We start from the raw sequence: 25,868 nt of genomic DNA, 5'->3' as shown, positions 1-25,868 counted from the left end.
CCACCTGGTACGTACGCGTCACTCGCGTTCCTACTGAAGACAACCGCTGGAGACGCCCGGTGAGTTCCCCTGATCCGCAGGTTCGCGCAGCGCGAAACCAGTCAACCAATCCCGCCACGCGCGGGCCAGTCGTCGCGGTCACCGGTGCCGCGTCCGGCATCGGAGCCCTCCTCACCGAGCGACTCGCCGCCTCGGAGGAGATCAAGCAGGTCATCGCGCTGGACGAGCGGCGCGGTGAGTGCGCCGCGGCGCAGTGGCACATCCTGGACGTGCGGGATCCGGCCATCGCGGACAAGCTCCGCGGGGCCGACGTCGTGGTGCACCTGGCCCTCGACCTCGACCTGGAGACGGACCCCGCCGCGCGGACGGCCTACAACGTCCGGGGGACGCAGACCGTGCTGACCGCGGCCGCGGCCGCCGGCATCCACCGGGTCGTCCTGTGTACCTCCGCCATGGTCTACGGGGCGCTCCCCGACAACGAACTGCCGCTCTCGGAGGACGCCGAACTGCGGGCCACCGCGGAGGCGACCGGCGTCGGGGACCTGCTGGAGATCGAGCGGCTCGCGCGGCGGGCCCCCCGGGCGCATCCCGGCCTCAACGTCACCGTCGTGCGGCCCGCCGTGCTGGTGGGCGGCGGCACCGACACCGCGCTGACCCGGTACTTCGAGTCGCCGCGACTGCTGGTGGTGGCGGGGTCCCGGCCCGCCTGGCAGTTCTGCCACGTCGAGGACCTGTGCGCCGCTCTGGAGTACGCCGTCCTGGAGAAGGTCGACGGGGAGCTGGCCGTCGGGTGCGACGGCTGGCTGGAGCAGGAGGAGATCGAGGAGCTCAGCGGGATCCGCCGGATGGAGCTGCCGTCGGCGGTGGCGCTGGGCGCGGCCGCGCGGCTGCACCGGATCGGACTGACGCCGTCCCCCGCCGGGGACCTCGCGTACACGATGTACCCCTGGGTGGTGAGCGGGAGCCAGCTGCACGACGCCGGGTGGCGGCCGCGGTGGACCAACGAGGAGGTGCTCGCGGAGCTCCTTGAGGAGGTCGCCGGGCGGCACACGGTGGCCGGGCGGCGGCTGGGGCGGAAGGACGCGACGGCGGCGGGGGCGGCGGGGGCGACGGTCGCGCTGCTCGGTGCGGCTGCCGTTGTGCGGCGGGCTCGGAAGGCGCGGCGGAGGATCTGAGGTGCGCCTCGGGGGGTGCCGCGTTCGGTCGGGTGGCGGCTGACGGCCGGTGGGGGCTGGTCGCGCAGTTCCCCGCGCCCCTGGGTCGGCCATCTGTACGAGTCTCCAACGCCTCACGCGCGTGTGCCGGGCAAAAGCTGCATTCCCCGTTGCCCAGGACGTGCGGCACGATGGACGTATGGCACCCACCTTCGATCACCCTGGCGAGCAGACCGCCGATGAGCCCATCAAGCTCATCGGTATCCGCGAGACCCCCCTCTCCCTCGACGAGGTCTTCCGGGCCGTGGGGGACGACGCCGCCGGGGGGACCGCGCTGTTCGTCGGGACCGTCAGGAACCATGACGGGGGTGCCGATGTCGACAAGCTCGGGTACTCCTGCCACCCCAGTGCCGAGGCCGAGATGCGGCGGATCGCCGAGAAGGTCGTCGCCGAGTTCCCGGTGCGGGCGCTCGCCGCCGTGCACCGGGTCGGGGATCTCGGGGTCGGCGATCTCGCCGTCGTCGTCGCCGTGTCGTGCCCGCATCGGGGCGAGGCCTTCGAGGCCTGCCGGAAGCTGATCGACGATCTCAAGCACGAGGTGCCGATCTGGAAGCACCAGACGTTTTCTGACGGTACGGAGGAATGGGTCGGCGCCTGCTGAACCCTTCCTTCACCCCTCCGGTTGCGTAACCGCACCCTGGGTACCAGCGTTGTCAGTGCGGATGGTTAATCTGCTGATCAGTCAGTTTTCCGCGATCGCTCGGCGCGCGCCCGGCGGTCGCTCGGTGCGGGGTCGGAGGTCGGCATGGGGGCGCTCGTCTGGTTGTTGATTCCGCTCGTGGCCGCGGTCGCGGCCGGACTGTGGGGCAGCTGGGCCAACCGCACCCGCAAGGTCCGCAGCGACGGCCCCGAGCTCGACGGATACGCTCGCTTCCGCGCCGCCATGGAGAAGTCTCACTCCGGTACCTGACGATGGTCTGACAGACACGTCCCGTACTGTCGTGCCATGCCACGCCGCACCGCGACGATGCTCGCCTCCACCCTGATGCTGATCGCGCTCCTGTGCGCGGGAGTCTTCATCAACGTGCCCTATTCCGAGATGTCACCGGGCCCCACGGTGAACACCCTCGGGGACCACGGCGGCGAGCCGGTGCTCCAGATCGCGGGACGCAAGACGTATCCGACGAGCGGTCACCTGAACATGACGACCGTCCGGGTCACCAGCGCCGACTACAAGATGAACCTCGTCGAGGCCGTCTACGGCTGGCTGGCGCACGACGCCAAGGTCGTCCCGCACGACACCCTCTACCCGGACGGCAAGACCGAGGAGCAGTCGACCCAGGAGAACGCCGAGGAGTTCAGCCAGTCCCAGGAGAGCGCCAAGGTCGCCGCCCTGAAGGAGCTCCGTGTCCCGGTGCAGTCCTGGGTGATCGTCTCCACCGTCGTCAAGGACTCCCCGGCCGAGGGCAAGCTGCACGCCGGTGACGTGATCAAGGCCGTCGACGGTACGACGGTGAAGGCGCCGGACGACGTCGCCAAGCTGGTGACCAAGCACAAGCCCGGCGAGAAGGTCGTCTTCACGATCGTGCCGGCCAAGGAGCAGGCCGCCGCCGAGAAGGCGAACCGGGCGGCCACGAAGACCGAGCAGGTCACCATCACCACCAAGGCGTCCGACGACGACGGCGCCAAGCGGGCCATCGTCGGCATCGCCGCCGGGACCGACCACACCTTCCCGTTCACCATCGACATCAAGCTCGCCGACGTCGGCGGCCCGAGCGCCGGTCTGATGTTCGCGCTCGGCATCTACGACAAGCTCACCCCGGGCAGCCTCACCGGCGGCAAGTTCGTCGCCGGGACCGGCACGATCGACGACGACGGGAAGGTCGGCCCGATCGGCGGCATCGAGATGAAGACGGTCGGCGCGCGCGACAAGGGCGCCCAGTACTTCCTGACGCCCGCCGACAACTGCGCGGCCGCCGCCAAGGACACCCCGAGCGGGCTCACCCTGGTCAAGGTGAACACCATCGACGACGCCCTCGGCGCGCTCAAGGACCTCCGCGAGGGCAAGACCTCCGACCTGCCGAAGTGCACGAAGAGCTAGCCGGCCTCTGACGTCCGGCTCGGCCGGGCTACCCCTCGAACGTCGCCGACAGGGCCTCCGCGAGGCCCGGGACCAGGTCGCCGCCCGTGAGGACCTCCGTGGGGGAGTCCTTCTCGCGCAGCCGCAGGGCCGAGTCGCGGGTGCCGTCGCGCAGCACCGCGACCGTCATGCGGACCTCCTGGCGGTCCGGGTGCTCGGCGACCCACTTCGCCAGCTTTGCCTCGCTCAGCCCCTGCGGGACGGACGCCTCGGCGGACGGCGGCAGCATCAGCCGCTCCACGGTGAGCGCACAACCGGCGACCCCGTCGGGCCAGGCGATGGTGCCGAGGAACTCGTCGAGCGGCTTGCCCGCGGGAATCTCCTCCTGCTCGATCGGGGTCAGGGCCGCGGCCTGCTGCCCGTCCTCCAGACCGAGCTGACGCGCGAGAGCGGGTTCCTGGGCCCGCAGCCGGGCGGTGTCTACGAGGGCGAAGAGGCGGGCGGGCTGGTCCCAGCCGAGGCCGGAGGCGTACTCGTCGATCTCGAGTACGGCCCGGGTGAGCGGGCTCGCCGCCATGGGGGTGTTGGACATGGTCACAATCCTGCCTCGTTCGTGACCTGAATCGGGAACCGAGTAAACGGTGAGTAAGTTGCATAGGTGTGGGCCCGCGATCACGGGGCCACCCAGGGGTCCGCGAACACGAGGGCCTGACGGATCGACAGCGAACTTCGAGGTGCGCACCTTGGCTTTCCAGATGCCGGACCGCGGCGGAGGCCCGACAGGGCCGCGGATGAGAGTGGGCCGCCCGTCCCGGCGTGCCAGGACCCTGCTCATGACGCTGGGCGTCCTTGCCGTCCTCGGCATGGCGTTCACCATGTTCGCGGGCTTCTGGACGGACTGGCTCTGGTACCGCTCGGTGAACTACTCGTCCGTGTTCACCACCACGCTGTGGACCAAGATCGGGCTGTTCTTCGTCTTCGGCGTGCTCATGGCGCTCGCGGTCGGCGTCAACATCTGGCTGGCGCACCGGCTGCGCCCGCCGCTGAGCGCCATGTCCATGGAGCAGCAGAACCTCGACCGCTACCGGATGGGCATCGCACCGTACAAGCGGTGGCTGCTGCTCGGGGTCACCGCGCTGGTGGGCCTGATCGCGGGCGCCTCGGCGGCCGGCCAGTGGCGGACCTGGCTGATGTGGGTCAACGGCGTCTCCTTCGGTCAGAAGGACCCGCAGTTCCACCTCGACATCTCCTTCTACACCTTCGACCTGCCCTGGTACCGGTTCCTGCTCGGCTTCGGGTTCGCCGCCACGATCCTGTCCGTGATCGCCGCGGCGCTGACCCACTACCTCTACGGCGGCCTCAGGATCACCTCGCCGGGCGCGCGGGCCACCGCCGCGGCCACCGGCCACCTCTCGGTGCTGCTCGGCGTCTTCGTCGCCCTGAAGGCGGTCGCCTACTGGCTCGACCGGTACGGCCTCGCCGTCAAGTCCAGCGACTTCAAGGCGACCGACAGCTGGACCGGCCTCCGGTACGTCGACGCCAACGCCTATCTGCCGGCCAAGACGATCCTGTTCTGCATCGCCGTGATCTGCGCGCTGCTGTTCTTCGCCACCCTGTGGCGGCGCACCTGGCAGCTGCCCGTGATCGGCTTCGGCCTGATGGTGCTCTCGGCGATCCTCATCGGCGGGCTCTACCCGGCGATCGTCCAGAAGTTCCAGGTCCAGCCGAACGAGCAGGCCAAGGAAGCCCCGTACGTCGAGAAGAACCTCAAGGCGACGCGTGAGGCGTACGGCATCGACGACGCGTCGGTGACCGAGTACGACGGCAAGTCCACCACCACGGACAAGACCCAGCTGCGCGACGACGTCGACGCCACAGCGAGCATCCGGGTCATGGACCCCAACGTCGTCTCGCCGACGTTCCAGCAGCTCCAGCAGATGCGGAACTACTACGCGTTCCCGACCAACCTGGACGTCGACCGCTACAGCAAGGACGGCAAGGACCAGGACACGGTCATCGGGCTGCGTGAGCTGAACCTCGCGGGCATCCCGAAGAACAACTGGATCAACGACCACTTCCGCTACACCCACGGCTACGGCGTGGTCGCCGCCAAGGGCACCGAGGCCGACGACGAGGGCCGCCCGGTCTTCACCGAGTCCAACCTGCCGTCCCAGGGCGACCTCGGGACCTACCAGCAGCGCGTCTACTACGGTGAGAAGACCACCACCTACTCGATCGTCGGCGGTCCCCAGAAGGAGATCGACTACTCCGACGACGACGGTGAGAAGACCTACAGCTACAAGGCCAAGAGCGGGGTCAACCTCTCCAACCCGGTCAACCGGGCCGCGTACGCGGTGGCGTTCAGCGAGCCGCAGATCCTCTACTCCGGAGCGATCGGCGAGGGTTCGCGGATCCTGTACAACCGCACGCCCAAGCAGCGCGTCGAGGCGGTCGCCCCCTGGCTGACCATCGACGGCGACGCCTACCCGGCGGTGGTGAACGGCAAGATCCAGTGGATCGTCGACGCGTACACCACGACCAACGGCTATCCGTACTCCTCGCGTACGACCCTCGGCGACACCACGGCCGACTCGCTGACCGCGACCAACAACCAGCGCGCGGTGGTGGCCCAGCAGAACCAGGTCAACTACATCCGCAACTCGGTGAAGGCGACCGTCGACGCGTACACGGGCGAGGTCAAGCTCTACCAGTGGGACACCAAGGACCCGGTCCTCAAGACCTGGATGAAGGCGTTCCCGGGCACGGTGGAGCCCAAGAAGGACATCTCCACCGACCTCATGGCCCATCTGCGGTACCCGCAGGACCTGTTCAAGGTCCAGCGTGAACTGCTCGCCCGCTACCACGTCGAGGACGCCGACACCTTCCTCAGCGGCAGCGAGGTGTGGCAGGTGCCGGACGACCCGACCAACAAGTCGGGCGACGCGGTGCCGCCGTACTACCTGAGCATGAAGATGCCCGACCAGTCGGCACAGGCCTTCTCGCTCACGACGACGTTCACGCCCAACGGCCGGGACAACCTCAGTGCGTTCATGTCGGTCGACGCCGAGGCGGGCACCCGTGACTACGGCAAGATCAGAATCCTGAAACTGCCGACCAACACCACGGTCAACGGGCCCAAACAGGTGCAGAGCCAGTTCAACTCCGAACAGGACATCGCCGAGACCATCAGCCTCCTCAACAGAGGCGACTCCAATGTGGAGTACGGCAATCTCCTGACGGTGCCGCTCGACGGAGGACTGCTCTACGTGGAGCCGGTCTACGTACGCGGTGGTGGACTCAAGTACCCGCTGCTGCGGAAGGTGTTGGTGACCTACGGCGGCAACACCGCCTTCGAGGACACCCTGGACCAGGCCCTGAACAAGGTGTTCGGAGCGGACGCTTCCACCACTCCGCCACCGGAAGACGACGGCGGGGACACCACCAAGCCGCCGCCGACCTCCAGCAACCCGACGGTCCAACAGGCGCTGGACGACGCCCAGAAGGCCTTCACTGCCGGCCAGGAAGCCCTGAAGAAGGGTGACTGGGAGGCGTACGGCCGGGCTCAGGCGGATCTGGAGGACGCGCTGAAGCGGGCCGAGGACGCGCAGAACGCGGCCGACAAGAGCGGCAGCAGCCCGAAGCCCAGTAACAGCGCGAAGCCCAGCAGCAGCCCCAAACCCAGCGGCAGTCCGAAACCCAGCAGCATTCCCAGCGGCTGAGCAACCGCTCGGTAAAAGCCCACCTCCGCGCCGTGATACGGTTGCAACACAACGGCGCGGGGTGGAGCAGCTCGGTAGCTCGCTGGGCTCATAACCCAGAGGTCGCAGGTTCAAATCCTGTCCCCGCTACTGGAATCGAAGGCCCGGATCCTTTTCAGGATCCGGGCCTTCGTGATGTGCGAACGCATGTGCCGGACAAGTGACGGCCGCGCCGCCGACGGCAGTTGGCGGGAACTGTGTTTCACTTGTCGTTCTGTGGGCATGTCGACAAAACGCTGAAGTGACCTCACTGGCTGCGGTATACCAGGTGTACCCAGGTTGCAGGTGGTGCGACGATGGACGTTATGGGGGACAAGGCAACTCTGTTCGAGACAGGGCGTTTTGTGCAACCTTCCGGGCGGGACGGGGCCGGGGAGGCGCCTGACGACGCCGCCGAGGAGGTCCGGCAGCGGCTCGCCGCCGAAGCCGGTGACGTCGAGGCGATGAGCGTCCTCGGCGCCCTGCTGCTGCGCCGCGGTGATCTCGACGGAGCCGAGCCCCATCTGCGTGCCGCCACCGCCGCCGGCGACCGGGCGGCCGCCAACAACCTGGGTGTCCTGCTGCACCAGCGCGGCTACGCCGACGACGCGGCCGGCTGGTGGCGCATCGCCGCCGTCGCCGGATCCGCCGCGGCCGCGCACGCGCTGGGACGCCACCACCGTGAGCGGGGCGACGAGCCGGCCGCCGAGTACTGGCTGCGCCAGTCCGCCGAGCAGGGCCACCCGCTGGGCGCCTACGCGCTCGCCGACCTGCTGGAGCACCGCGGGGACGTGGGCGCCGAGCAGTGGATGCGGACCGCCGCCGAGCGGGGGCACCGGGAGGCGGCCTACCGGCTGGCCCGGGCGCTCGACCGCCGGCTGGGTCCCGAGGGGGACGTCGGGGACGACCAGGGGGCCGGGGCCGACGCCGAGCAGTGGTACCGGCAGGCCGCCGCGCGCGGGCACCGGCGGGCGGCGCTGCATCTCGGGGCGATCCTGGAGCGGCGCGGCGCGCTCAAGGAGGCCGGGCGCTGGTATCTGACCTCCGCGAAGGACGGTGAGGCGCGGGCCGCCTGCGCGCTCGGGTTCCTGCTGCGGGACGCGGGCGACACCGAGAGCGCCGCCGTGTGGTGGCTGCGTGCCGCCCAGGACGGCGACGGCAACGCGGCCAACGCGCTGGGCGCGCTGCACGCCGAGCGCGGCGAGCCGCAGACCGCCGAGCGCTGGTACCGGGCCGCGATGGACGCCGGTGACGACAACGGCGCGTACAACCTCGGGCTGCTCTGCGCCGAGCAGGGGCGGACCGCGCAGGCCGAGCAGTGGTACCGGCGGGCCGCGTACGCGGGGCACCGGGAGGCGGCCAACGCGCTCGCCATCCTGCTGCTCCAGGGCGGCGACACGGCCGGTGCCGAGCCGTGGTTCTCCAAGGCCGCGGAGGCCGGAAGCGTGGACGCCGCGTTCAACCTCGGCATCCTCTTCGCCGGGCGTGGTGAGGAGGCCGTCGCGCTGCGGTGGTACGAGCGGGCGGCCGCCGCCGGGCACACCGAGGCGGCGCTCCAGGTGGGCATCGCCCTGCTGCGGGACGGCGACGAGGCCGGCGCCGAGCGGCATCTGCGGTGTGCGGCGGGGGGCGGCAGCGCGGAGGCCGCGTACCGGCTCGCGACGGTGCTCGACGCCCGGCGGCCGCCGGTGCCCGCGCACACGCTCGGGGAGCCGGTGGACGAGAAGAGCGAGTGCGAGGAGTGGTACGAGCGGGCGGCCTCGCAGGGGCACCGCCGGGCTCAGGTGCGGGTGGGCATGCTCGCGGCCGCTCGGGGGGACGTCGTGGAGGCGGCCCGGTGGTACCGGGAGGCCGCGGAGGCGGGGTCCCGCAACGGCGCCTTCAACCTGGGGCTGCTGCTCGCCCGGGAGGGGAGTGAGCCGGAGGCCGCCGTGTGGTGGACCCGGGCCGCCGACGCGGGGCACGGACGGGCGGCGTTGCGGCTGGCCCTGGTCTACGCGCGTCGGGGAGAGCTGGCGGAGGGGCAGCGGTGGGCGGACCGGGCGGTGGCGCTGGGGCCGGCCGAGGTGTCGGAGCGGGCGGCTCGGTTGCGGGACGCGCTGCGGGAAGAACTGTCCGCCTAAGGGGGTGGCGGGTCAGGTCGTACGGCGGGTGCGGGTCCGTCGTGGCTTGTCGCGCCCACGCGGCGGAGCCGCACATTGATACAGCCCCGCGCCCCTGGGTGGGTGCAGTTAAACGATTTGCTTCTGAGCTCGTCCCTCACGTAACGTTGCATTCATCGACGCGGGGTGGAGCAGCTCGGTAGCTCGCTGGGCTCATAACCCAGAGGTCGCAGGTTCAAATCCTGTCCCCGCTACTGAAGGCCGAGGGCCGGAATCCGAAAGGGTTCCGGCCCTCGGTGTTTTCACGGCGTGTGGCCCACCGCCTCCTCGTACAGAGCGCGGTCCACCGTCCTCGACTCCGGCAGGGGGTCGCCCTCCGCCACGCCCTGTGCCTTGTACGCCGCCTGCAAGCGGTCCGTCGTGCCGGTGCGGATCTCCCAGTCCATGCGCAGGGACGGGGTGGACCGGAGGATCGCCTCGTCGGTCTTCAGGAGCTTCGCCAGGTAGGTGACGAAGGTCGCGTCCGCCTTGTAGTCGCCGGCGAAGTACGTGTTCACGGTGCGGATGTACGCCCGCAGCAGGGCGACTCCCGCGTCCACGTCGTCGTTCAGCAGGCCGGGGCCGTACAGCATGCCGCCCAGGGGCTCGCCGAGCGGCTGGCCGCCGAGGAAGGCGTAGCCGGGGGCGCCGTCGACCCTGCGCCAGACCGGGTCCAGGAGCCAGGCCGAGTCGACGCCGCCGTTCTGGAGGGCCGTCAGGACGTCCGCCGAGCCGAGCTGCTGGTACTGGATCTCGTCGAGGCCGCCGCCGTGCTCGGCCAGGGCCTTCTCCATCGGGTACGCGATCACCGAGCCCTTGCCGATCATCGTGCCCATCCTGCGGCCGGCCATCTTCACCTGGCCGGCGCTCTCGCCGTCCTTGAGCCGTACCCACAGGCCGCTCTTCGACTTCGGGTCGGGGGAGAAGTTCGCGGCGACCCAGCGGATGTCGAAGCCGCCCCTGATGCCGTTCATGACGGCTGCCTCGGGGGCCGCCCACAGTGCGTCGATGTCGCCCTTGGCGAGGAGCGGGAGCGAGTCCGGAGTGGGCAGGACCTTCAGGGTGACGTCCAGGCCCTCCTTCTTGAACTCGCCCTTGTCCACGGCCACTTGCAGCGGTGCCACGTACTCCGCGCTCAGCGTGCCCGTCGCGATCGTCAGCTTGCGGGGCTCGGCGAGGGGGCGTGGGGCGGGAGCGCCGGTGTCACAACGGGCCGGCGCGCGGGTGGGGGAGGGGTCGGCGGGGTCGGTCCAGGAGTGCGCCCCGCAGCCCGCCACCGGGCGGACGGTCCGGGACCCGCCCCCGCCCGCCTTCGACTCCGGGCTTCCTGGGGGCTGGGACGCCGTGCAGGCTGTTGACGTCAGCAGGGTGAGGGCGGTCAGGAGGGTGCCGTAGAAGAGTGTTTTCATGACTGGCCCCTTCCGCGGTCCTTCGGGGCCCAGGGGGTGAGCAGGCGGCCCAGGAGGCGGACCAGTTCGGAGAAGAGGACGCCGAGGACGGCCACGCAGACGATGCCGACGAACATCACGTCGTTCTGGAAGAGGGCGCGGGAGTCGAAGATCAGGTGGCCCAGGCCGTCGGTGGCCGCTATCTGCTCCGAGGCGACGATCACCAGGACCGCCACGCCCGCCGCGATCCGGGCGCCGACCAGGACGGACGGGAGGGAGGCGGGGAGGAGGATGTGGCGGAACGTCTGCCACGGGGAGGCGCCGAAGACCTGGCCCGCGTCGCGGTGGCCGGAGGGGATCGAGATCACCGCCGACATCGTCTGGATCCACACGAAGAAGAAGACCGTCGCCGCCACCAGGGCGATCTGCGGGCCCTCGCCCAGGCCGAACATGTTCAGGAAGATCGGGAGCAGGGCCAGCTTCGGGACCACGTACAGGGCGTCCAGGAGGGGTTCCAGGGCTGCCCGGACCAGGGGCAGTGAGCCCATCAGGAGGCCCAGGGCGTAGCCCGTGGCCGTGCCGATCGCGTAGCCGGCCAGGACGCGTTGCGTGGTGGCCCGGACGTCCGGCCACAGGTCGCCGGCCGCCGCGCGGTCCCAGCCGTCGGCCAGGATCGTGGCGGGGGCCGGGTAGACGCGGTCGTCTATCCAGGCCTGGGTGGCGGCCAGTTGCCAGAGGAGGACCAGGAGGAGGGGGACGGCGGCCGCCAGGGTGAGTTCCAGGGCTCGTCTGCGGCGGTGGGTGCGGGCCGGGTGCAGTTCCTCCGGGCCGGGGCGGCGGACCAGGACGGATTCCGGTTTCTCGGGGGCCACGGTGGTCATGCCGGTACCGCTTCCTTCCTCAGCAGGTCCCACAACTCGCTCTTGAGGGAGGTGAATTCGGGTGCGGAGCGGATGTCGCCGGTGCGGGGACGGGGGAACGGCGGGCGGCGTTCGGCGATCAGCCGGCCCGGGCGGGCGGACATCACCAGGACGCGGTCGCCGAGGACGATCGCCTCCTCCAGGCTGTGGGTGATGAAGAGCGTGGTGGTGCGCAGGGTTTGCGTGATCTCCAGCAGCTCGTCCTGGAGGATCATGCGGAGCTGGGCGTCCAGGGCGGCGAAGGGCTCGTCCATCAGCAGGAGTTCGGGCTCCACGGCCAGGGCCCGGGCGATGGCCACGCGCTGGCGCATGCCGCCCGAGAGGGTCGCGGGGTAGGCGTCGGCGAAGTCGGACAGGCCCATGCGGGCCAGCCACTCGTCGGCGCGGGCGTTGGCCTCGCGGCGCGGGACACGCTGGATGTCCAGGCCGAAGCGGACGTTGGCGCGGACCGGCTTCCAGTCGTGGATGCCGTAGTCCTGGAAGATCATGGCGGCCGGGCGCGGGGTCCGGGCGCGGATCTCCAGGGTGCCGGCGGTCGGGCGGAGCAGGCCCGCGGCGATGCGCAGCAGCGTGGACTTGCCGCAACCGGAGGGGCCGACCAGGCAGACGAACTCGCCCGGGGCGACGGCGAGATCGAGGGGGCCGAGCGCGTCGACGGAGCGGGGTGGGCGGCCGAAGACGCGGGTCAGGGCGGTGGCTCGGAGTTTGGGGTGCGGGTGGTCCGGGGGCGGCGGTTCTGGCGCGGTGGGTTCGGGGTGCGGGTCTCCCACGGTTGCTCCCTGGGGCAGGAGTTCGGTACGGAGAGGGTGGCCGCACGACAATATGACGGACCGTCAGATTCAGGAACCCTGCGGGTACCACAAAGCCCCGGCGTCCGCAGGGGACGCCGGGGCTTCGGTGAAGGGTGTTACGCCGCCGCGCAGTTCGGGCACACGCCGCGGTACGTCACCTCGACGTCCGAGACCGTGAAGCCGAAGCGCTCGGAGTCGGGCAGGTCGGCCATCGGGTTGCCCGTCGGGTGGACGTCCCGGATGGCGCCGCACTGGGCGCAGACCAGGTGGTGGTGCGGCCGGTGCGCGTTGGGGTCGTACCTCTTGGCGCGCTTGTCGGTGGCGACCTCGAGCACCTCACCGAGGGAGACCAGCTCGCCCAGGGTGTTGTAGACGGTCGCCCGGGAGATCTCGGGCAGCTTGGCCACGGCGCGCGCGTGGACCTCGTCGGCCGTCAGGTGGACGTGTTCGCCGTCGAGGACCTCGGCCACGACGCGCCGCTGCGCGGTCATCCGCCATCCGCGGCCGCGCAGTCGTTCCAGAAGGTCGCTCATGCGCACCAGCCTAACAGCTGGAGACCAGAATCCGAACGGGTGTGAGATTGGATGGCTGCTTGAATTGGATTGAGTCTAGCGTGACGGGTCTGGTGTCCTAGTGTGACGAGCCGCTGCCGGCCGGTACGCGCTGCCGTGCCGGTGCCCAGCAGCGGATGATGTCGCGGACCGAGACGATGCCCGCGGGCTCGCCGCGGTCCAGGACGATCAGGTGTCGGAAGCCGCCGTGCGCCATCGCCTGCGCGGCCTCCTCCAGGGTCCAGGTCGGGGTGGCGAAGACGACGTCGGTGGTGGTGTGGGCGTGGGCGTACTCCGTGTCCGGGCTCTGGCCCAGTCCCACGGAGTTGAGGATGTCGCGCTCGGTCAGAATGCCGGTGCCGGTGCCGTCGGGGTCGAGGACCACGGCCGCGCCCACCCGGCGGGCGGACATCAGGGCGGCGGCCTGGCGGAGGGTGTGGGCGGGGCCGATGGTGAGGACCACCGTGCTCATGGCGTCGCGGACGAGCATGGGTTCTCGGTCACCTCCTGGGAGCCGGTGAAGTAGTTCACCGGTTCACAAGTTCACAAATGAGGGTCCCCTCAGAGTCCCAGGTAAAGCGGGGGTCAACAAGAGGGCGCGCGTCGCCGATTGAGGGCGTGCGCGCTCAGATGTGCTCCCCAAGAGCGCTGCCCTGTCTAATACCGCTCGTTGAGGTAGCCCAGCAGTTCGTCGTGGAGCAGGCCGTTGGAGGCGGCGGCGTTGCCGCTGTGCGGGCCGGGGCGGCCGTCGAGGCCGGTGAAGGTGCCGCCGGCCTCGGTGACGACGATCGCGTTGGCCGCCATGTCCCACAGGGACAGCTCCGGCTCGGCGCAGATGTCGATCGAGCCCTCGGCGACCATCATGTACGGCCAGAAGTCGCCGTACGCGCGCGTGCGCCAGACCTCGCGGGTCAGGTCCAGGAAGCCGCCCAGGCGGCCCTGGTCCTCCCAGCCGGTGAGCGAGGAGTACGCGAAGGAGGCGTCCGTGAGCTTGCCGACCTTGGAGACGTGCAGGCGGGAGGCGGAGGACAGGCTGCGGCCGGTGAAGGCGCCGTGGCCCTTCGCGGCCCACCAGCGGCGGCCGAGGGCGGGGGCCGAGACCACGCCGACGACGGGCTGGTAGCCGCCCTCCGCGGCCTCCATCAGGGAGATCAGGGTGGCCCAGACGGGGACGCCCCGTACGTAGTTCTTGGTGCCGTCGATGGGGTCGATGACCCAGCGGCGGGGGCCGGTGCCCTCCACGCCGTACTCCTCGCCGAGGATCGCGTCCCTCGGGCGGGCCCGCTTGAGGTGGTTGCGGATGAGTTCCTCCGCCGCCTTGTCGGCTTCGCTGACCGGGGTCATGTCCGGTTTCGTCTCGACCTTGAGGTCCATCGCCTTGAAGCGGTCCATGGTGGCCGCGTCGGCCGCGTCGGCGAGGACGTGGGCGAGGCGGAGGTCGTCGAGGTAGTCCGGCATGGGGCGAACGGTATCTGCCGACGTCGGTGCGGTGCTATAGGGGTCGGAGTGTGGACGGCTCAGGGGATGCCGGGCCGGGTCGCCCCCGCAATCGTGGGTGCGGCTGAGCCGCACGCAAGGTTCACGCGCTCCCTCATGCCCCCGCGAACCCTTGACAGTGCCTCCGTGCGCGTCAAATCTGGGCGCAGGGCTGCTTGCTCCCTGGGAGGCGATGATGCCTGCTGCGCGGGAATCGCTGCTGGACGCCGCTTACGCGGCGCTGGTGCGCCGGCCGTGGTCCGCCGTGAGGATGGTGGATGTCGCGGCGGTGGCCGGAGTGTCCCGGCAGACGCTGTACAACGAGTTCGGGAGCAAGGAAGGGCTGGCCCGCGCGCTGGTGAGACGAGAGGCCGACGGGTATCTCGTGGGCGTCGAGCGGGCGCTCACCGCGCACGGCGACGCCCGCGAGCGGCTGACCGCGACCGCCGAGTGGACCACGGTCCTGGCGCGGGAGAACGCGCTCGTGCGGGCCATGCTCACCGGCTGCTGGAGCGAGCGGCTGCCCTCGCCGACGCTCTCCGCGGTGCCGTCCTCCTCCGCGGTGCCGGCGCAGCGCCGGGCGGACGGGCCGCTGCCCTCGCCCGGCGAGTTCGTGGCCCTGGTGCGCGACCGTGCCGTGACCGTCCTGGCCGGGCCCGGTGTGCACAAGGCGGACGTCCCCGAGCTCGCCCGCTCCTGCGAACTGGCCGTCCGGCTCGCGCTGTCCTGTGTGGCCGCGCCGCCGGGTGAGGGCGGGGTCGCCGACCTGGTCCGCAGCGCGCTGCCCCGGCAGTTCGCGTGACGCGGGAGCCAGGGCCTGTCTGACAATTCCCGTCTGCCCCGCGACGCCCGGCACGCGCGTTCGCGGCGTTGCCGAAACGCCCACGTGACTCCTGCCCCACGCTCGAACCGGCTGCGCCGACTCACGCGGGGGGGACCCCCGTCGCGGGCGGCTCCGGCGCCTTGCGATCGCACGCACCGGACGCCGCGCGGCCCGCCCTGCGGGCGGACGACGGGAATCGTCAGACAGGCCCTAGTGCTGGGACCCCGACAGCTGGAGTCCGATCACGCCGATGATCACCAGGCTGATGGAGACGATCTTCAGCGTGGACACCAGGTCGTCGAGGAAGATCATTCCGTAGATCGCGGTGCCGGCCGCGCCGATGCCGGTCCACACCGCGTACGCGGGACCGACGTCCAGCTTCTTCAGGGACAGGGTCAGCAGACCGAAGCTGCCGAGCGCGAAGATGCAGAACGCGATCGTCGGCCACAGCCGGGTGAACCCGTGGGAGAGCTTCAGACACACGGCGAAACCGGTCTCCAGCAACCCGGCCACCACCACCAGCAGCCACGCCATGTGCTGTCCTCCCGTATGTCCGGCTCGGTGCGATTATGCACTTACCGAACTCGCGTACACCCAAACACCGGGGAGGTCAGTCCCCCTCGGTCCGCTCCCGCGTGGCCAGCAGCCGGCGCAGTGAGTACAGCCGGGCCGGATCGGCGTGACCCTGTGCCACCCACTCGTCCAGCGCGCAGTCCGGCTCGTCGTGACTGCACGCGCGCGGGCAGTTCTCGGTGCCGGGTTCCAGGTCGGGGAACGCGTGGATCACCCGGGACGGGTCCACGTGGTGCAGCCCGAACGACCGTACGCCCGGGGTGTCGATCACCCAGCCGTCGTCGCCCGCCAGGGGCAGCGCGAGGGCCGAGGTCGTGGTGTGCCGGCCGCGTCCGGTCACCGCGTTCACATGCCCGGTCAGCCGCCTGCGGTCCTCCGGGACCAGCGCGTTGACGAGGGTCGTCTTGCCCACGCCGGAGTGGCCGACGAACGCCGTGATCTTGCCGTCCAGTTGCTCGCGCACCCGGTCCGCCGCGTCGCCGCTCTCCAGTTCCTCGCGGCTGGTGACGACGTACGGGATGTCCAGGTCGCCGTAGAGCTCCAGGAGCTTGTCCGGCGGGGCGAGGTCCGACTTGGTCATGACCAGGAGCGGGGTGAGGCCGCCGTCGAAGGCCGCCACCAGGCAGCGGTCGATGAGGCGGGGGCGGGGTTCCGGGTCGGCGAGGGCCGTGACGATGGCGAGCTGGTCGGCGTTGGCGACGACCACCCGCTCGTAGGGGTCGTCGTCGTCGGCGGTACGGCGCAGGACCGACGTGCGCTCCTCGATGCGGACGATCCGGGCGAGGGTGTCCTTCTGGCCGGACAGGTCGCCGACCAGGGCCACCCGGTCGCCGACGATCGCGGCTTTGCGGCCCAGTTCGCGGGCCTTCATCGCCATCACGATCCGGTCGTCGACGAGGACGGTCAGGCGGCCCCGGTCCACGGTGAGGACCATGCCCCAGGAGGCGTCCTCGTGCTTGGGCCGGATGTGCGTGCGCGGCCGGTTGCCCTTGCGGTTCGGGCGGCTGCGGATGTCGTCCTCGTCGGTGTGCTTGCCGTAGCGGCGCATCGTCTACGTCCCTACGGCCTGTCGCTCCCGAGCATCCCTGTCCACATATCCGGGAAGTCCGGCAGGGTCTTGGCCGTCGTCCCGACGTTCTCGATCTGCACTCCCTCGACCGCGAGGCCGATGATCGCGCCGGCGGTGGCCATGCGGTGGTCCTCGTAGGTGTGGAAGACACCCCCGTGCAGCGGGCGCGGACGGATGTGGAGGCCGTCGGCCGTCTCCGTCACGTCACCGCCCAGTTCGTTGATCTCCTTGGTGAGCGCGGCCAGCCGGTCGGTCTCGTGCAGGCGCAGATGGGACACCCCGCGCAGCGTGGAGGGGGAGTCCGCGAGGGCCGCGACCGCCGCGATGCCCGGGGTCAGCTCGCCGACCTCGCCGAGGTCGACATCGATGCCGTGGATCGCACCCGAACCGGTGAACACCAGGCCGTACTCGGTGAGTTCGCAGGAACCGCCCATCTCGGTGAAGATCTCGCGCAGCCGGTCACCGGGCTGGGTGGTGCGGGCCGGCCAGTCGGGGATCACGACCTTGCCGCCGGTCACCAGGGCGGCCGCGAGGAACGGCTGGGCGTTGGAGAGGTCGGGCTCGATCGTGAGGTCCCGGCCCAGCAGCGCGCCCGGCGTCACCCGCCAGACGTTCGGCTCGCCGCCCGACTCCGGGGTGTCCACCTGGGCGCCGACCGCGCGCAGCATGTCGACGGTCATGCGGATGTGGGGCAGGGAGGGCAGGGTGGAGCCGACGTGGCGGACCTCGACGCCCTGGTTGAAGCGCGGGCCGCTCAGCAGGAGGGCGCTCACGAACTGCGACGAGCTGGAGGCGTCGATCTCCACCGGGCCGCCGTCCAGGGCGCCGCTGCCGTGGACCGTCAGGGGCAGCGCGCCGCGGCCGTCGTCGTCGATCCGGGCGCCGAGGACGCGCAGGGCGTCGATGACGCCGTGGAGGGGGCGTTCGTACGACCTCGGGTCGCCGTCGAAGCGGATCTCGCCGTCGGCGAGGGCGGCGACGGGAGGCAGGAACCGCATCACGGTGCCCGCGTTGCCGACGTCGACCGTGGCGGGGCCCCTGAGGCCTGCCGGGAGGACGCGCCAGGTCTCGCCGGTGCCGTCGGGGCCCACTCCCTCCTCGATGCCCACGCCCATCTCGCGGAGGGCGGCGGCCATGAGGAGGGTGTCGCGGGAGCGGAGGGGGCGGCGGAGCCAGCCCGGTTCTGAAGCGAGGGCCGCCAGTACGAGGGCTCGGTTGGTGACTGACTTGGACCCCGGGACGTGGACCGTGGCGTCGACGGCTCCACTCGCGTGGGGGGCGGGCCAGAGGGCGGTGTCTGCGGGGTTCAAAGCCATAGGGTCACTTTAGTAGGGGGTTGTGTGTTGAGTGCTGCGCCGTCGTGGCTGGTCGCGCCCCGCGGCGGAGCCGCTGATGTCACAGCCCCGCGCCCCTGTGATGCGGCCCTTCGGGCCTGCATCACACCTCCAGCAACCACCGGCCCCCGCCTATAAGTGAGCACAGGGACACCGCATGGAACAGGAACAGCCACAACCCCGCCGGGACGTGGGTCAGGCGGGACAGCTGGTCCGCGTCCGAGTCGCCCGCGCCGCCCCTCGACCGCTTCGCCTGTAGCTCGAAAGCGGGACGGACGCCGCCCAGGAGCAGGAACCACACCACCGCGTAGGCGAAGGCCGCCTGCACCTGGGGGCCGGTGAGCCAGGAGACCACCACGAACGTGCTGCCGGTGAGCACCACCGTCAGCGCCCCGTAGGCGTTGCGGATCATCACCAGCATCGCTATCAGCAGGGCCGTCGCCGCCCACAGCAGCAGGGTGATGCGTCCCGCCGCCAGCAGGGCCGCCCCGCCCAGGCCCAGCAGCGGGGGAGCGGTGTAGCCGGCCGCCGCCGTGAGGATCATGCCGATGCCGTGCGGCTTGCCCCTGCTGACGGTGAGGCCGCTGGTGTCGGAGTGCAGCCGTATGCCGGTGAGCTGGCGGCCGGTGCACAGGGCGACCAGGCCGTGCCCGCCCTCGTGGGCGATGGTGATCGCGTTGCGCGAGACGCGCCACAGCGGATGCGGGACCACGATGGCCAGCGCCGCCACCAGGGTGGCCAGCACCACCCACAGGTCGGGGTCGGGCTGGAGGCCGGTGAGCTCGTCCCAGAGAGAGGTCGCTGTGCTGGTGTCCATGTTTCCCGGTGGCTCCCTCTCCTCGTACGGAGTCTGGCAGTGTGGCACGTATGTGCGGACGGTATGCAGCGAGTCGTGGGCCCGAGGATCTCGCAGGAATCTTTGAGATCGAGAAGTGGGAACCCGAGGAGACCTTGGAGCCCGATTACAACGTGGCCCCGACCAAGGAGGTCTACGCCGTCCTCGACCGCCCTCTCAAGGACGCCGAGGACCCGCGGCCGGTTCGGCAGCTGCGCAGGCTCAAGTGGGGACTGGTGCCGAGCTGGTCGAAGACGCCCGAGGGCGGCGCCCGGATGATCAACGCCCGCGCGGAGACCGTGCACGAGAAGCCGTCGTACAAGAGGGCCTTCTCCACCCGCCGGTGCATCATCCCGGCCGACGGCTACTACGAGTGGGTCACCGGCACCCAGGAGCGCGACCTGGAGGTCGAGGGGAAGAAGAAGCGGCCGCGCAAGCAGCCCTACTTCGTGCTGCCCGCCGACGGGTCGGTGTTCGCGATGGCCGGGCTGTACGAGTTCTGGCGGGACAAGACCCTGCCCGACGACCACCCGGGGGCCTGGTGGGTGACCTGCTCCGTCATCACCACCGAGGCGGAGACGGGCCCGCTGGCCGTCTCCCCGGCCGACGGACCGCGCTCCCTCGCCGACATCCACCCCCGGATGCCGCTCATGCTCACCCCGGACCGATGGGACAGCTGGCTCGACCCGTCCCGCACGGACATCGAGGACCTGCGCTCCCTGCTCGCGCCGCCGCCCGAGGGCCTCATGCGCGCCTACCCGGTGAGCACGGCCGTCAGCAACGTCCGCAACAACGGCCCGGAGCTGCTGAAGGAGCTGGACGGGCCGGAAGAGGGCACACTTTTCTGACGTGACCAAAGAGACCTCCGAAACGGCCTCCGAAGACACCTCGGAGATCATCGGCACCGAGGCGGGGGACGCCCGCATCACCTGGCACCGGGCGAGGAACGCACGGCTCGTGCTGGCCGTCAGCCATGGCGCCGGCGGTGGCATCGGGGCGCGGGACCTCCAGGCGCTGGCCCGGGTGCTGCCCGGCCACGGAGTGACCGTCGCCCTCGTCGAGCAGCCCTGGCGGGTGGCCGGCAAGAAGCTCGCGCCCGCGCCGAAGACCCTGGACGTGGGCTGGCGGGGCATCTGGCCCGCCCTGGCGAAGCGGGGCCTGCCGGTGATCTCCGGCGGGCGCAGCGCGGGCGCCCGGGTCGCCTGCCGTACGGCCGTGGAGCTGGGCGCGGCCGCCGTGCTCGCGCTCAGCTTCCCGCTGCACCCGCCCGGCAAGCCGGAGAAGTCGCGCGCCGACGAGCTGCTCGGAGCCGGGGTGCCCACCCTGGTCGTCCAGGGCGGCAACGACCCCTTCGGGAGGCCGGAGGAGTTCCCGGACGGCTCCTTCGACCTGGTCGAGGTGCCTTACGGCGATCACGGCTTCGCCGTACCGAAGCGGGCGGAGATCACCCAGGAGGAGGCCGTGACGGTCATCACGGACGCTGTCGTGACGTGGGCCGGGTCACTGGGGTGAAGGCCCGGGAATGTTGAGCCGCGGCCCTCTGTTGAGGCGGACAGAAGTGCTGAACACCCAGCACTGACCGCCGTGGAGAGGAAGTCCGCCGCATGGGTTCGACCTTCTGCCCGAGCCGCAGCAGCCGTGCTGACCTGGACTGGACGGTACTGCATGCGGCCAAGACCACCCCGATTCGAGGGGCGGCCGGGACGGGTAGTCGTCTATCCTCCAATTCCGGTGGCACCGGTTTCGGTGCTGCCCGGAATCTTGAGGAGGTGGGTCCGGTCACTGGGATCGACGCAGGGACCGACAACGGCGAGGCGGAGCAGCCCGAGGGCCAGGGCACGAGCACGGAGTCCACTGCGGAGCGCACCGCGCGCTTCGAGCGGGACGCGCTCGAATTCCTCGACCAGATGTACTCGGCCGCTCTGCGCATGACGCGCAACCCGGCCGACGCCGAGGACCTGGTGCAGGAGACGTACGCCAAGGCGTACGCGTCCTTCCACCAGTTCCGTGAGGGCACCAACCTCAAGGCGTGGCTGTACCGGATCCTCACCAACACGTTCATCAACTCGTACCGCAAGAAGCAGCGCGAACCCCAGCGCTCCGCGGCCGAGGAGATCGAGGACTGGCAGCTCGCCCGCGCCGAGTCGCACATGTCGACCGGTCTGCGCTCCGCCGAGTCGCAGGCGCTCGACCACCTGCCCGACTCGGACGTGAAGGAAGCACTCCAGGCGATCCCCGAGGAATTCCGCATCGCCGTCTATCTCGCCGACGTAGAGGGCTTTGCGTACAAGGAGATCGCGGACATCATGGGGACACCCATCGGTACGGTGATGTCCCGCCTGCACCGCGGCCGCCGTCAACTGCGCGGCATGCTCGAGGACTACGCCCGTGAGCGCGGGCTCGTCCCGGCCGGTGCAGGGGAGTCGAACGAAGCGAAAGGCTCGGGCTCATGAGCTGCGGAGAGCCGCACGAGACGGACTGCTCTGAAGTCCTGGACCATCTCTACGAGTTCCTCGACAGTGAGATGCCGGACGTCGACCGCGCCAAGTTCAAGCAGCACTTCACGGAGTGCTCGCCGTGCCTGGAGAAGTACGGGCTCGAAGAGGCCGTGAAGAAGCTCGTCAAGCGGTGCTGCGGTCATGACGACGTGCCGACCGACCTGCGCGCCAAGGTCCTGGGGCGGCTCGACCTGATCCGCTCCGGGCAGACGGTGCCCGAGCACGACGTGGCGGCCTCGCCGGCGGCACCGCAGGAGTCCTGAGCGCCACCGGCCGCCGAGCCACCGGATCCCGCGGAGTACCGCGGGATCAGATCTCCAGGCCGTTCTGTCGCCGCACTCGCCGCTGCGACCCTCGGCGTCGGTCGCCGCATGGCCGACCAGGGCGGTGCGGGACCGCTGCGCGAGGTGGTCGTGCGGGGCGGTACGGGACATGTCGTCGTCACGGCCGTCGGCGCCCGCGCGCTGCTCACCCTGATCTGCGACGAGGGCCTCGACCTGGCCGCCCTCCAGCGCGAGTCGCCCGCCGTCGTGGAGGAACTCGGCAAGGTGCTCGCCGCGGACGTCCCCCACTGACGCAGCCACGCCCCGCGAGCACGCGCGGCAAGCACGCCCCGCAAGCACGGGCCCGCCTCCGCCCGGTCACCGTACGAACCGCACAATCGCCCTCGGGAACACCCGCTCGCAGATCACCCGATCGGGCTAATCCTGCTGCCATATGCTCGCAGATTCCCCCATAGCGGCACCCGCGGCCCGCACCTCGTTCTAGGCTCCGGAGCCGGAACAGGCGCGGCCGGGGAGGGCGTTGGCGTGGAGGCGGTACCGGCACGCGCGCGTGCGTACGTCGCCTGTGTCGCCGTAGCCGCACTGCTCTGTCTGCTGCCGCTGCCCGCCGTCCACACCCCCTGGTGGGAGGCCCCCCTGCTCGCCGCGCTGTACGCCGGATGCGAGCGGGCCGCCGCCCGGTGGCGGTTCGCCGGCACCTTCCACCCGGTCCTGCTCGCCGGCGCCTTCCTGCTGCCGCCCCCCGCCGCCGCCCTCGTGGCCCTGCCGGGGGCATTGCTGTCCTCCGTCGAGCAGCGCCCGCGGTGGCTGCGGCGCGTCTGGCGGGCCGCGCAGCTCGCCGTCGGGGTGTGGGCGGCCGCCCGGGTGCACGGGGCGCTGGGCGGCCGGGACGCGGTCGCGGCCTCCGACTTCCCGTACGCGCTGGTCCCGGCCGGGGCCGCGGTGCTCGTCTGCTGTCTGGTGCTGAGCCTGCTGGACGGCGGCGTCCTGGCCCTCGCCGACCGGATTCCCGTACGGCGGGCCTGGCGCGGTCTCTTTCTCCGCTCCCTCGCCCCGCTCGCCGTCCACGGCCTGGCCGGGCTCATGATGGCGGTGCTGTGGCGCAGCCCCTACGGACCCGTGGCGGCCCTGCTGGTGCTGCTGCCGATGTGCGTGTCCTGGTGGGTGTTCGCCCAGTACCACCGGGAGCGGGCCGCGCACCAGGCCACCATCCGGGCCCTCGTGCAGGCCGTCGACATCAAGGACGAGTACACGCGCGGGCACAGCGAACGGGTCGGGCAGGCGTCGATGATGATCGCGCGGGAGCTCGGCATGGACGACACCCGGACCGAAGTGCTGCGGTTCGCCGGGATCCTGCACGACGTGGGCAAGCTCGGGGTGCCGACGCGGCTGCTCCGCAAGGACGGCCCGCTGACGCCGGAGGAACGCCGGGTCATCGAGCTGCATCCCGAGTACGGGCACGAGATGGTGCGCGGCATCTCCTTCCTCGGGGAGGCCCGGGCCGCCGTGCTCCATCACCATGAGCGGCTGGACGGGAGCGGCTACCCGTACGGGCTGATGGGCACTCAGATCCCGGAGTCCGCGCGGGTGGTGGCCGTCGCCGACGCCTTCGACGCCATGACCTCCACCCGCTCCTACCGCCGGGCCCGGCCGGTCGGCGCCGCGCTGGAGGAGCTGGAGCGGTGCGCGGGCAGCCAGTTCGACCCACGAATGGTGACGGCCCTCGTCCGCGCCCTGTCCCGGCACGGCTGGCATCCCGCGGTCACGGCCGACGAGACGGACGAGGCCGGTGTGCCGCGTCCCCGGCCGACCGTCCCGGGGCGGTCGGGGGCACGCCGGTGAGCGCCCCCGGCGCAGCCCGCCGGTCGCCGCTCCTCACCCTCGTCCACACCTCCGCCGCTCTCCTCGCCCTCGGCTCCCTGTCCTGCACCCTCTGGACCGGACTGGAGGAGCGCGGCACGGCTCTCGCCTTCGGGGTGCTGGTCGCGCTCGGGGAGCTCAACCGGCGCAGCGGTCCCCATGTCCGGGAGGCCGCGCCGCTCGGGGCCGCCGGGGCGCTGTCGTACGCCCTGCTCGGGGAGAACGCGGGCGCGCCCACCCATCACGGCGCCGCCCAGGTCGTGACCGTCGTCCTCGCCGCCTCCCTCGTCGGCAGCGTGCCGCACGTCGCACGCGGTCAGGGCCCCACCGCCGACCAGTCGGCCCGCCGGGTGCTCACCGTCGGGTTCGCCGCCGTGTGCTTCCAACCCCTGTACAACCAGGGCACGTTCACGCACTGGGGCGGCCCCGCCTACGCCCTGCTCCTGCTCGCGCTGCTCTCCCTCACCGCGCTGTGCGACGCCGTGCTCGCCGCCGCGCTCGCCCACTCGCGCACCCGCTGGCCCTTCGCCCCGCTGCTCAGGGACGAGCTGCGGGCGCTGCTCGGCATCGGGTCCGCCGTGGTCGCCACCGGGGCCGTGATGGCGCTCGCGGTGGCCGTCGCGGGGCTGTGGGCGCTGCCCGTCTTCTCGGTGCCGCTGCTGCTCACCCAGCTCGCCGTCCGCCGGTACGCCGCCGTCCGCGCCACCAACCGGCAGACCATCGCCTCCCTCGCCCGCGCCACCGAGATCGCCGGCTACACCCCGGCCGGACACGCGCGCCGGGTCGCCGCGCTCAGCCGGGAGGTCGGCCGTGACCTGGGCCTTTCCCGGCCCGAGCTCACCGTCCTGGAGTACGCGGCCCTCATGCACGACATCGGCCAGCTCAGCCTCGTCGACCCGGTGCCCGCGGGCGCCACCGCCGGGCTGCCGGTCGCCGAACAGCGCCGGATCGCCCTGCTCGGCGGGGCCGTCGTACGGCAGACGGGCGTGGACGCGGCCGTCGCGGTGGTCGTGGAACGGCAGGCGGACCCCTGCGGGGAGCAGCCGACGGCCGCGCGGATCGTGCGGGCGGTGAACGCGTACGAGGAGAAGGCCCGGGACGCCGGACCCGGCGGGCCCCTGACCGCGCTCGAGGAGCTGCGCCTGGGCACCGCGGGGGACTACGCTCCGGAGGTCGTGGAGGCGCTGGCCAGGGTGCTGTCGAGAGACTGTCTGACCTCGCCTGTGACGGGGTAACCCATGGGTAATGAGCGCCCTTCCGACGACACGTGGTTGGATGCGAGAGAGCGGGTGTCCGGGGGCACAGCCAGCCCACTCGACGGAACTGGCAGGCGGGAATCGTGAGGATCTTCGGCAAGGGACGGCACCGGCCCTCCGCCTCCTGGCGGCAGGCCACGGACCGTGCGTTCACGCTGATCGGCGACGGCCGGTACGAGGACGCGGGCGCGCTGCTGACACGTGCCGCGGACCTGGAGCCGTGGCTGTCCGAGTCCTGGTTCAACCTCGCCCTGCTGCACAAGTTCCGGCACGACTGGGAGCAGGCGCGGGCGGCGGGCCTTCGTGCCGTCGCGCTGCTCGACCGGGAGACCGGGGCGCCCGACTGGTGGAACGTCGGCATCGCCGCGACCGCGCTCCAGGACTGGCCGCTGGCCCGGCGGGCCTGGCAGGCGTACGGGCTGCGGGTGCCGGGCGGCGCCACGGCTTCGGGTGAGCCGCTGGGGATGGACCTGGGCAGTGCCGCCGTACGGCTGTCCCCGGAAGGGGAGGCCGAGGTCGTGTGGGGGCGGCGGCTGGACCCCGCCCGCATCGAGGTGCTGTCCATTCCGTTGCCGTCCTCGGGGCGGCGCTGGGGCGAGGTCGTGCTGCACGACGGGGTACCGCACGGCGAGCGGACCACCGCGTCCGGCCATGCCTATCCCGTGTTCGACGAGATCGAGCTGTGGGCGCCTTCGCCGGTGCCGACCTGGGTGGTGCTGCTGGAGGCGGCCACCGAGGCGGACCGGGACGCGCTGGAGCAGCTCGCGGCCGACGCCGGGTTCGCTGCCGAGGACTGGTCCTCCTCCGTACGGCTGCTGTGCCGGATGTGCTCCGAGTCGCGGATGCCGTCCGACGAGGGCGACGGGGAGCATCTCGATCCGCACGACCACAGCGAGCCGGGGCATCCCGGGCCGCTGGGGCATCGCACGGACGGGCAGTTGTGGGTGCCGGAGCGGGAGTGCGGTGTCGCGGCGCCCGCCTCGCTGGTACGGGGGCTGCTGGACGGGTGGGTTGCCGACAGCCCTGATTCGCGGGACTGGCGTGACCTCGAAGAGGTCTGCTGACACATCGCCGTACCCTTTAGCACTGAATCCCAGT

General features: G+C 71.4%; 26 protein-coding genes and 2 tRNA genes. 17 read left to right on the top strand and 11 right to left on the bottom strand.

The window, feature by feature from the left end; translation table 11 throughout:
* The first annotated feature begins 59 nt into the window (after window positions 1-59).
* The 4 genes from OHN19_RS14315 (at window position 60) to OHN19_RS14300 (ending at window position 3,255) form a co-directional block, all read left to right on the top strand.
* Window positions 60-1,175 carry an SDR family oxidoreductase gene (locus tag OHN19_RS14315; protein ID WP_330264558.1) on the top strand — a complete coding sequence of 372 codons (1,116 nt, stop codon included), beginning with the start codon at window positions 60-62 and terminating at the stop codon, window positions 1,173-1,175.
* A gap of 178 nt (window positions 1,176-1,353) precedes the next feature.
* A complete protein-coding gene (locus OHN19_RS14310; RefSeq protein WP_330264557.1) occupies window positions 1,354-1,815 on the top strand; it encodes a molybdenum cofactor biosynthesis protein MoaE in 462 nt (153 codons plus the stop codon).
* A 144-nt stretch (window positions 1,816-1,959) separates the two neighbouring features.
* Window positions 1,960-2,124, top strand: a complete 165-nt coding sequence (locus OHN19_RS14305) for a hypothetical protein (protein WP_185092982.1) — start codon at window positions 1,960-1,962, stop codon at window positions 2,122-2,124.
* Window positions 2,125-2,160: 36 nt separating this feature from the next.
* Window positions 2,161-3,255, top strand: a complete 1,095-nt coding sequence (locus OHN19_RS14300; protein ID WP_330264556.1) for a PDZ domain-containing protein — start codon at window positions 2,161-2,163, stop codon at window positions 3,253-3,255.
* A gap of 28 nt (window positions 3,256-3,283) precedes the next feature.
* On the opposite strand, the gene OHN19_RS14295 is transcribed toward OHN19_RS14300, so the two are convergent.
* A complete protein-coding gene (locus tag OHN19_RS14295) occupies window positions 3,284-3,826 on the bottom strand; it encodes a PPA1309 family protein (protein ID WP_330264555.1) in 543 nt (180 codons plus the stop codon).
* A 163-nt stretch (window positions 3,827-3,989) separates the two neighbouring features.
* Between OHN19_RS14295 and OHN19_RS14290 the strand changes: the two genes are divergently transcribed.
* The 4 genes from OHN19_RS14290 to OHN19_RS14275 all read left to right on the top strand — a co-directional run bounded on the left by OHN19_RS14290 (window position 3,990) and on the right by OHN19_RS14275 (window position 9,327).
* Window positions 3,990-6,953 carry a UPF0182 family protein gene (locus tag OHN19_RS14290; RefSeq protein ID WP_330269609.1) on the top strand — a complete coding sequence of 988 codons (2,964 nt, stop codon included), beginning with the start codon at window positions 3,990-3,992 and terminating at the stop codon, window positions 6,951-6,953.
* A 55-nt stretch (window positions 6,954-7,008) separates the two neighbouring features.
* Window positions 7,009-7,082 (top strand) — tRNA-Met (locus OHN19_RS14285).
* A gap of 206 nt (window positions 7,083-7,288) precedes the next feature.
* On the top strand, window positions 7,289-9,094 hold the full coding sequence (locus OHN19_RS14280; protein WP_330264554.1) for a tetratricopeptide repeat protein: 1,806 nt from the start codon (window positions 7,289-7,291) through the stop codon (window positions 9,092-9,094).
* 159 nt (window positions 9,095-9,253) lie between these two features.
* A tRNA-Met gene (locus OHN19_RS14275) sits at window positions 9,254-9,327 on the top strand.
* A 48-nt stretch (window positions 9,328-9,375) separates the two neighbouring features.
* On the opposite strand, the gene OHN19_RS14270 is transcribed toward OHN19_RS14275, so the two are convergent.
* The 6 genes from OHN19_RS14270 to hisN all read right to left on the bottom strand — a co-directional run bounded on the left by OHN19_RS14270 (window position 9,376) and on the right by hisN (window position 14,220).
* The gene (locus OHN19_RS14270; protein WP_330264553.1) at window positions 9,376-10,521 is read right to left on the bottom strand and encodes an ABC transporter substrate-binding protein; all 1,146 of its coding nucleotides are present in this window, start codon (window positions 10,519-10,521) and stop codon (window positions 9,376-9,378) included.
* On the bottom strand, window positions 10,518-11,381 hold the full coding sequence (locus tag OHN19_RS14265; protein ID WP_330264552.1) for an ABC transporter permease: 864 nt from the start codon (window positions 11,379-11,381) through the stop codon (window positions 10,518-10,520). Before OHN19_RS14265 ends, OHN19_RS14270 begins: the two co-directional genes overlap by 4 nt.
* The gene (locus OHN19_RS14260) at window positions 11,378-12,190 is read right to left on the bottom strand and encodes an ABC transporter ATP-binding protein (protein WP_330264551.1); all 813 of its coding nucleotides are present in this window, start codon (window positions 12,188-12,190) and stop codon (window positions 11,378-11,380) included. Before OHN19_RS14260 ends, OHN19_RS14265 begins: the two co-directional genes overlap by 4 nt.
* A 137-nt stretch (window positions 12,191-12,327) precedes the next feature.
* Window positions 12,328-12,744 (bottom strand): Fur family transcriptional regulator, encoded by a 417-nt coding sequence (locus tag OHN19_RS14255; RefSeq protein ID WP_037720110.1) that lies wholly within the window; start codon window positions 12,742-12,744, stop codon window positions 12,328-12,330.
* A 97-nt stretch (window positions 12,745-12,841) separates the two neighbouring features.
* The gene (locus tag OHN19_RS14250; RefSeq protein WP_330264550.1) at window positions 12,842-13,252 is read right to left on the bottom strand and encodes a cyclic nucleotide-binding/CBS domain-containing protein; all 411 of its coding nucleotides are present in this window, start codon (window positions 13,250-13,252) and stop codon (window positions 12,842-12,844) included.
* A gap of 167 nt (window positions 13,253-13,419) precedes the next feature.
* A complete protein-coding gene (gene hisN / locus OHN19_RS14245; RefSeq protein WP_330264549.1) occupies window positions 13,420-14,220 on the bottom strand; it encodes a histidinol-phosphatase in 801 nt (266 codons plus the stop codon).
* A gap of 211 nt (window positions 14,221-14,431) precedes the next feature.
* Here hisN and OHN19_RS14240 point away from each other — a divergent pair, with 211 nt between their 5' ends.
* Window positions 14,432-15,040: a TetR/AcrR family transcriptional regulator gene (locus OHN19_RS14240; protein ID WP_330264548.1), complete on the top strand. Its 609-nt coding sequence runs from the start codon at window positions 14,432-14,434 to the stop codon at window positions 15,038-15,040.
* A gap of 231 nt (window positions 15,041-15,271) precedes the next feature.
* Here OHN19_RS14240 and OHN19_RS14235 read toward each other — a convergent pair whose 3' ends face one another.
* The 4 genes from OHN19_RS14235 to OHN19_RS14220 all read right to left on the bottom strand — a co-directional run bounded on the left by OHN19_RS14235 (window position 15,272) and on the right by OHN19_RS14220 (window position 18,854).
* Window positions 15,272-15,595, bottom strand: a complete 324-nt coding sequence (locus OHN19_RS14235) for a DMT family transporter (protein ID WP_030320555.1) — start codon at window positions 15,593-15,595, stop codon at window positions 15,272-15,274.
* 76 nt (window positions 15,596-15,671) lie between these two features.
* Window positions 15,672-16,682 carry a ribosome small subunit-dependent GTPase A gene (gene rsgA, locus OHN19_RS14230; protein ID WP_330264547.1) on the bottom strand — a complete coding sequence of 337 codons (1,011 nt, stop codon included), beginning with the start codon at window positions 16,680-16,682 and terminating at the stop codon, window positions 15,672-15,674.
* Window positions 16,683-16,693: 11 nt separating this feature from the next.
* Entirely contained in the window at window positions 16,694-18,019 is a 1,326-nt protein-coding gene (gene aroA, locus OHN19_RS14225; protein WP_330264546.1) for a 3-phosphoshikimate 1-carboxyvinyltransferase, read from the bottom strand.
* A gap of 121 nt (window positions 18,020-18,140) precedes the next feature.
* Entirely contained in the window at window positions 18,141-18,854 is a 714-nt protein-coding gene (locus OHN19_RS14220; RefSeq protein WP_330264545.1) for a M50 family metallopeptidase, read from the bottom strand.
* A gap of 50 nt (window positions 18,855-18,904) precedes the next feature.
* Between OHN19_RS14220 and OHN19_RS14215 the strand changes: the two genes are divergently transcribed.
* The 8 genes from OHN19_RS14215 (at window position 18,905) to OHN19_RS14180 (ending at window position 25,834) form a co-directional block, all read left to right on the top strand.
* Window positions 18,905-19,720, top strand: coding sequence for an SOS response-associated peptidase (locus OHN19_RS14215; protein ID WP_330264544.1), 816 nt, complete (start codon window positions 18,905-18,907; stop codon window positions 19,718-19,720).
* Between the two features lies 1 nt (window position 19,721).
* Window positions 19,722-20,384 (top strand): alpha/beta family hydrolase, encoded by a 663-nt coding sequence (locus OHN19_RS14210; RefSeq protein WP_330264543.1) that lies wholly within the window; start codon window positions 19,722-19,724, stop codon window positions 20,382-20,384.
* A gap of 257 nt (window positions 20,385-20,641) precedes the next feature.
* A complete protein-coding gene (gene sigR, locus OHN19_RS14205) occupies window positions 20,642-21,325 on the top strand; it encodes an RNA polymerase sigma factor SigR (protein ID WP_330264542.1) in 684 nt (227 codons plus the stop codon).
* On the top strand, window positions 21,322-21,633 hold the full coding sequence (gene rsrA / locus OHN19_RS14200; protein ID WP_330264541.1) for a mycothiol system anti-sigma-R factor: 312 nt from the start codon (window positions 21,322-21,324) through the stop codon (window positions 21,631-21,633). The genes sigR and rsrA overlap by 4 nt, the downstream gene beginning before the upstream one ends.
* Before the next feature lie 45 nt (window positions 21,634-21,678).
* A complete protein-coding gene (locus OHN19_RS14195) occupies window positions 21,679-21,945 on the top strand; it encodes a roadblock/LC7 domain-containing protein (RefSeq protein ID WP_330269608.1) in 267 nt (88 codons plus the stop codon).
* Window positions 21,946-22,179: 234 nt separating this feature from the next.
* Window positions 22,180-23,496 (top strand): HD-GYP domain-containing protein, encoded by a 1,317-nt coding sequence (locus tag OHN19_RS14190; protein ID WP_330264540.1) that lies wholly within the window; start codon window positions 22,180-22,182, stop codon window positions 23,494-23,496.
* A complete protein-coding gene (locus tag OHN19_RS14185; RefSeq protein ID WP_330264539.1) occupies window positions 23,493-24,749 on the top strand; it encodes an HD-GYP domain-containing protein in 1,257 nt (418 codons plus the stop codon). The genes OHN19_RS14190 and OHN19_RS14185 overlap by 4 nt, the downstream gene beginning before the upstream one ends.
* Window positions 24,750-24,853: 104 nt before the next feature.
* Entirely contained in the window at window positions 24,854-25,834 is a 981-nt protein-coding gene (locus OHN19_RS14180; protein WP_020119821.1) for a tetratricopeptide repeat protein, read from the top strand.
* Window positions 25,835-25,868: the final 34 nt, after the last annotated feature.

Source organism: Streptomyces griseorubiginosus, from assembly GCF_036345115.1.
GTDB classification, from domain to species: Bacteria; Actinomycetota; Actinomycetes; order Streptomycetales; family Streptomycetaceae; genus Streptomyces; species Streptomyces griseorubiginosus_C.
Note: the sequence above shows the minus strand (reverse complement) of the source record. Positions and strands in the feature narration are given on the sequence as shown.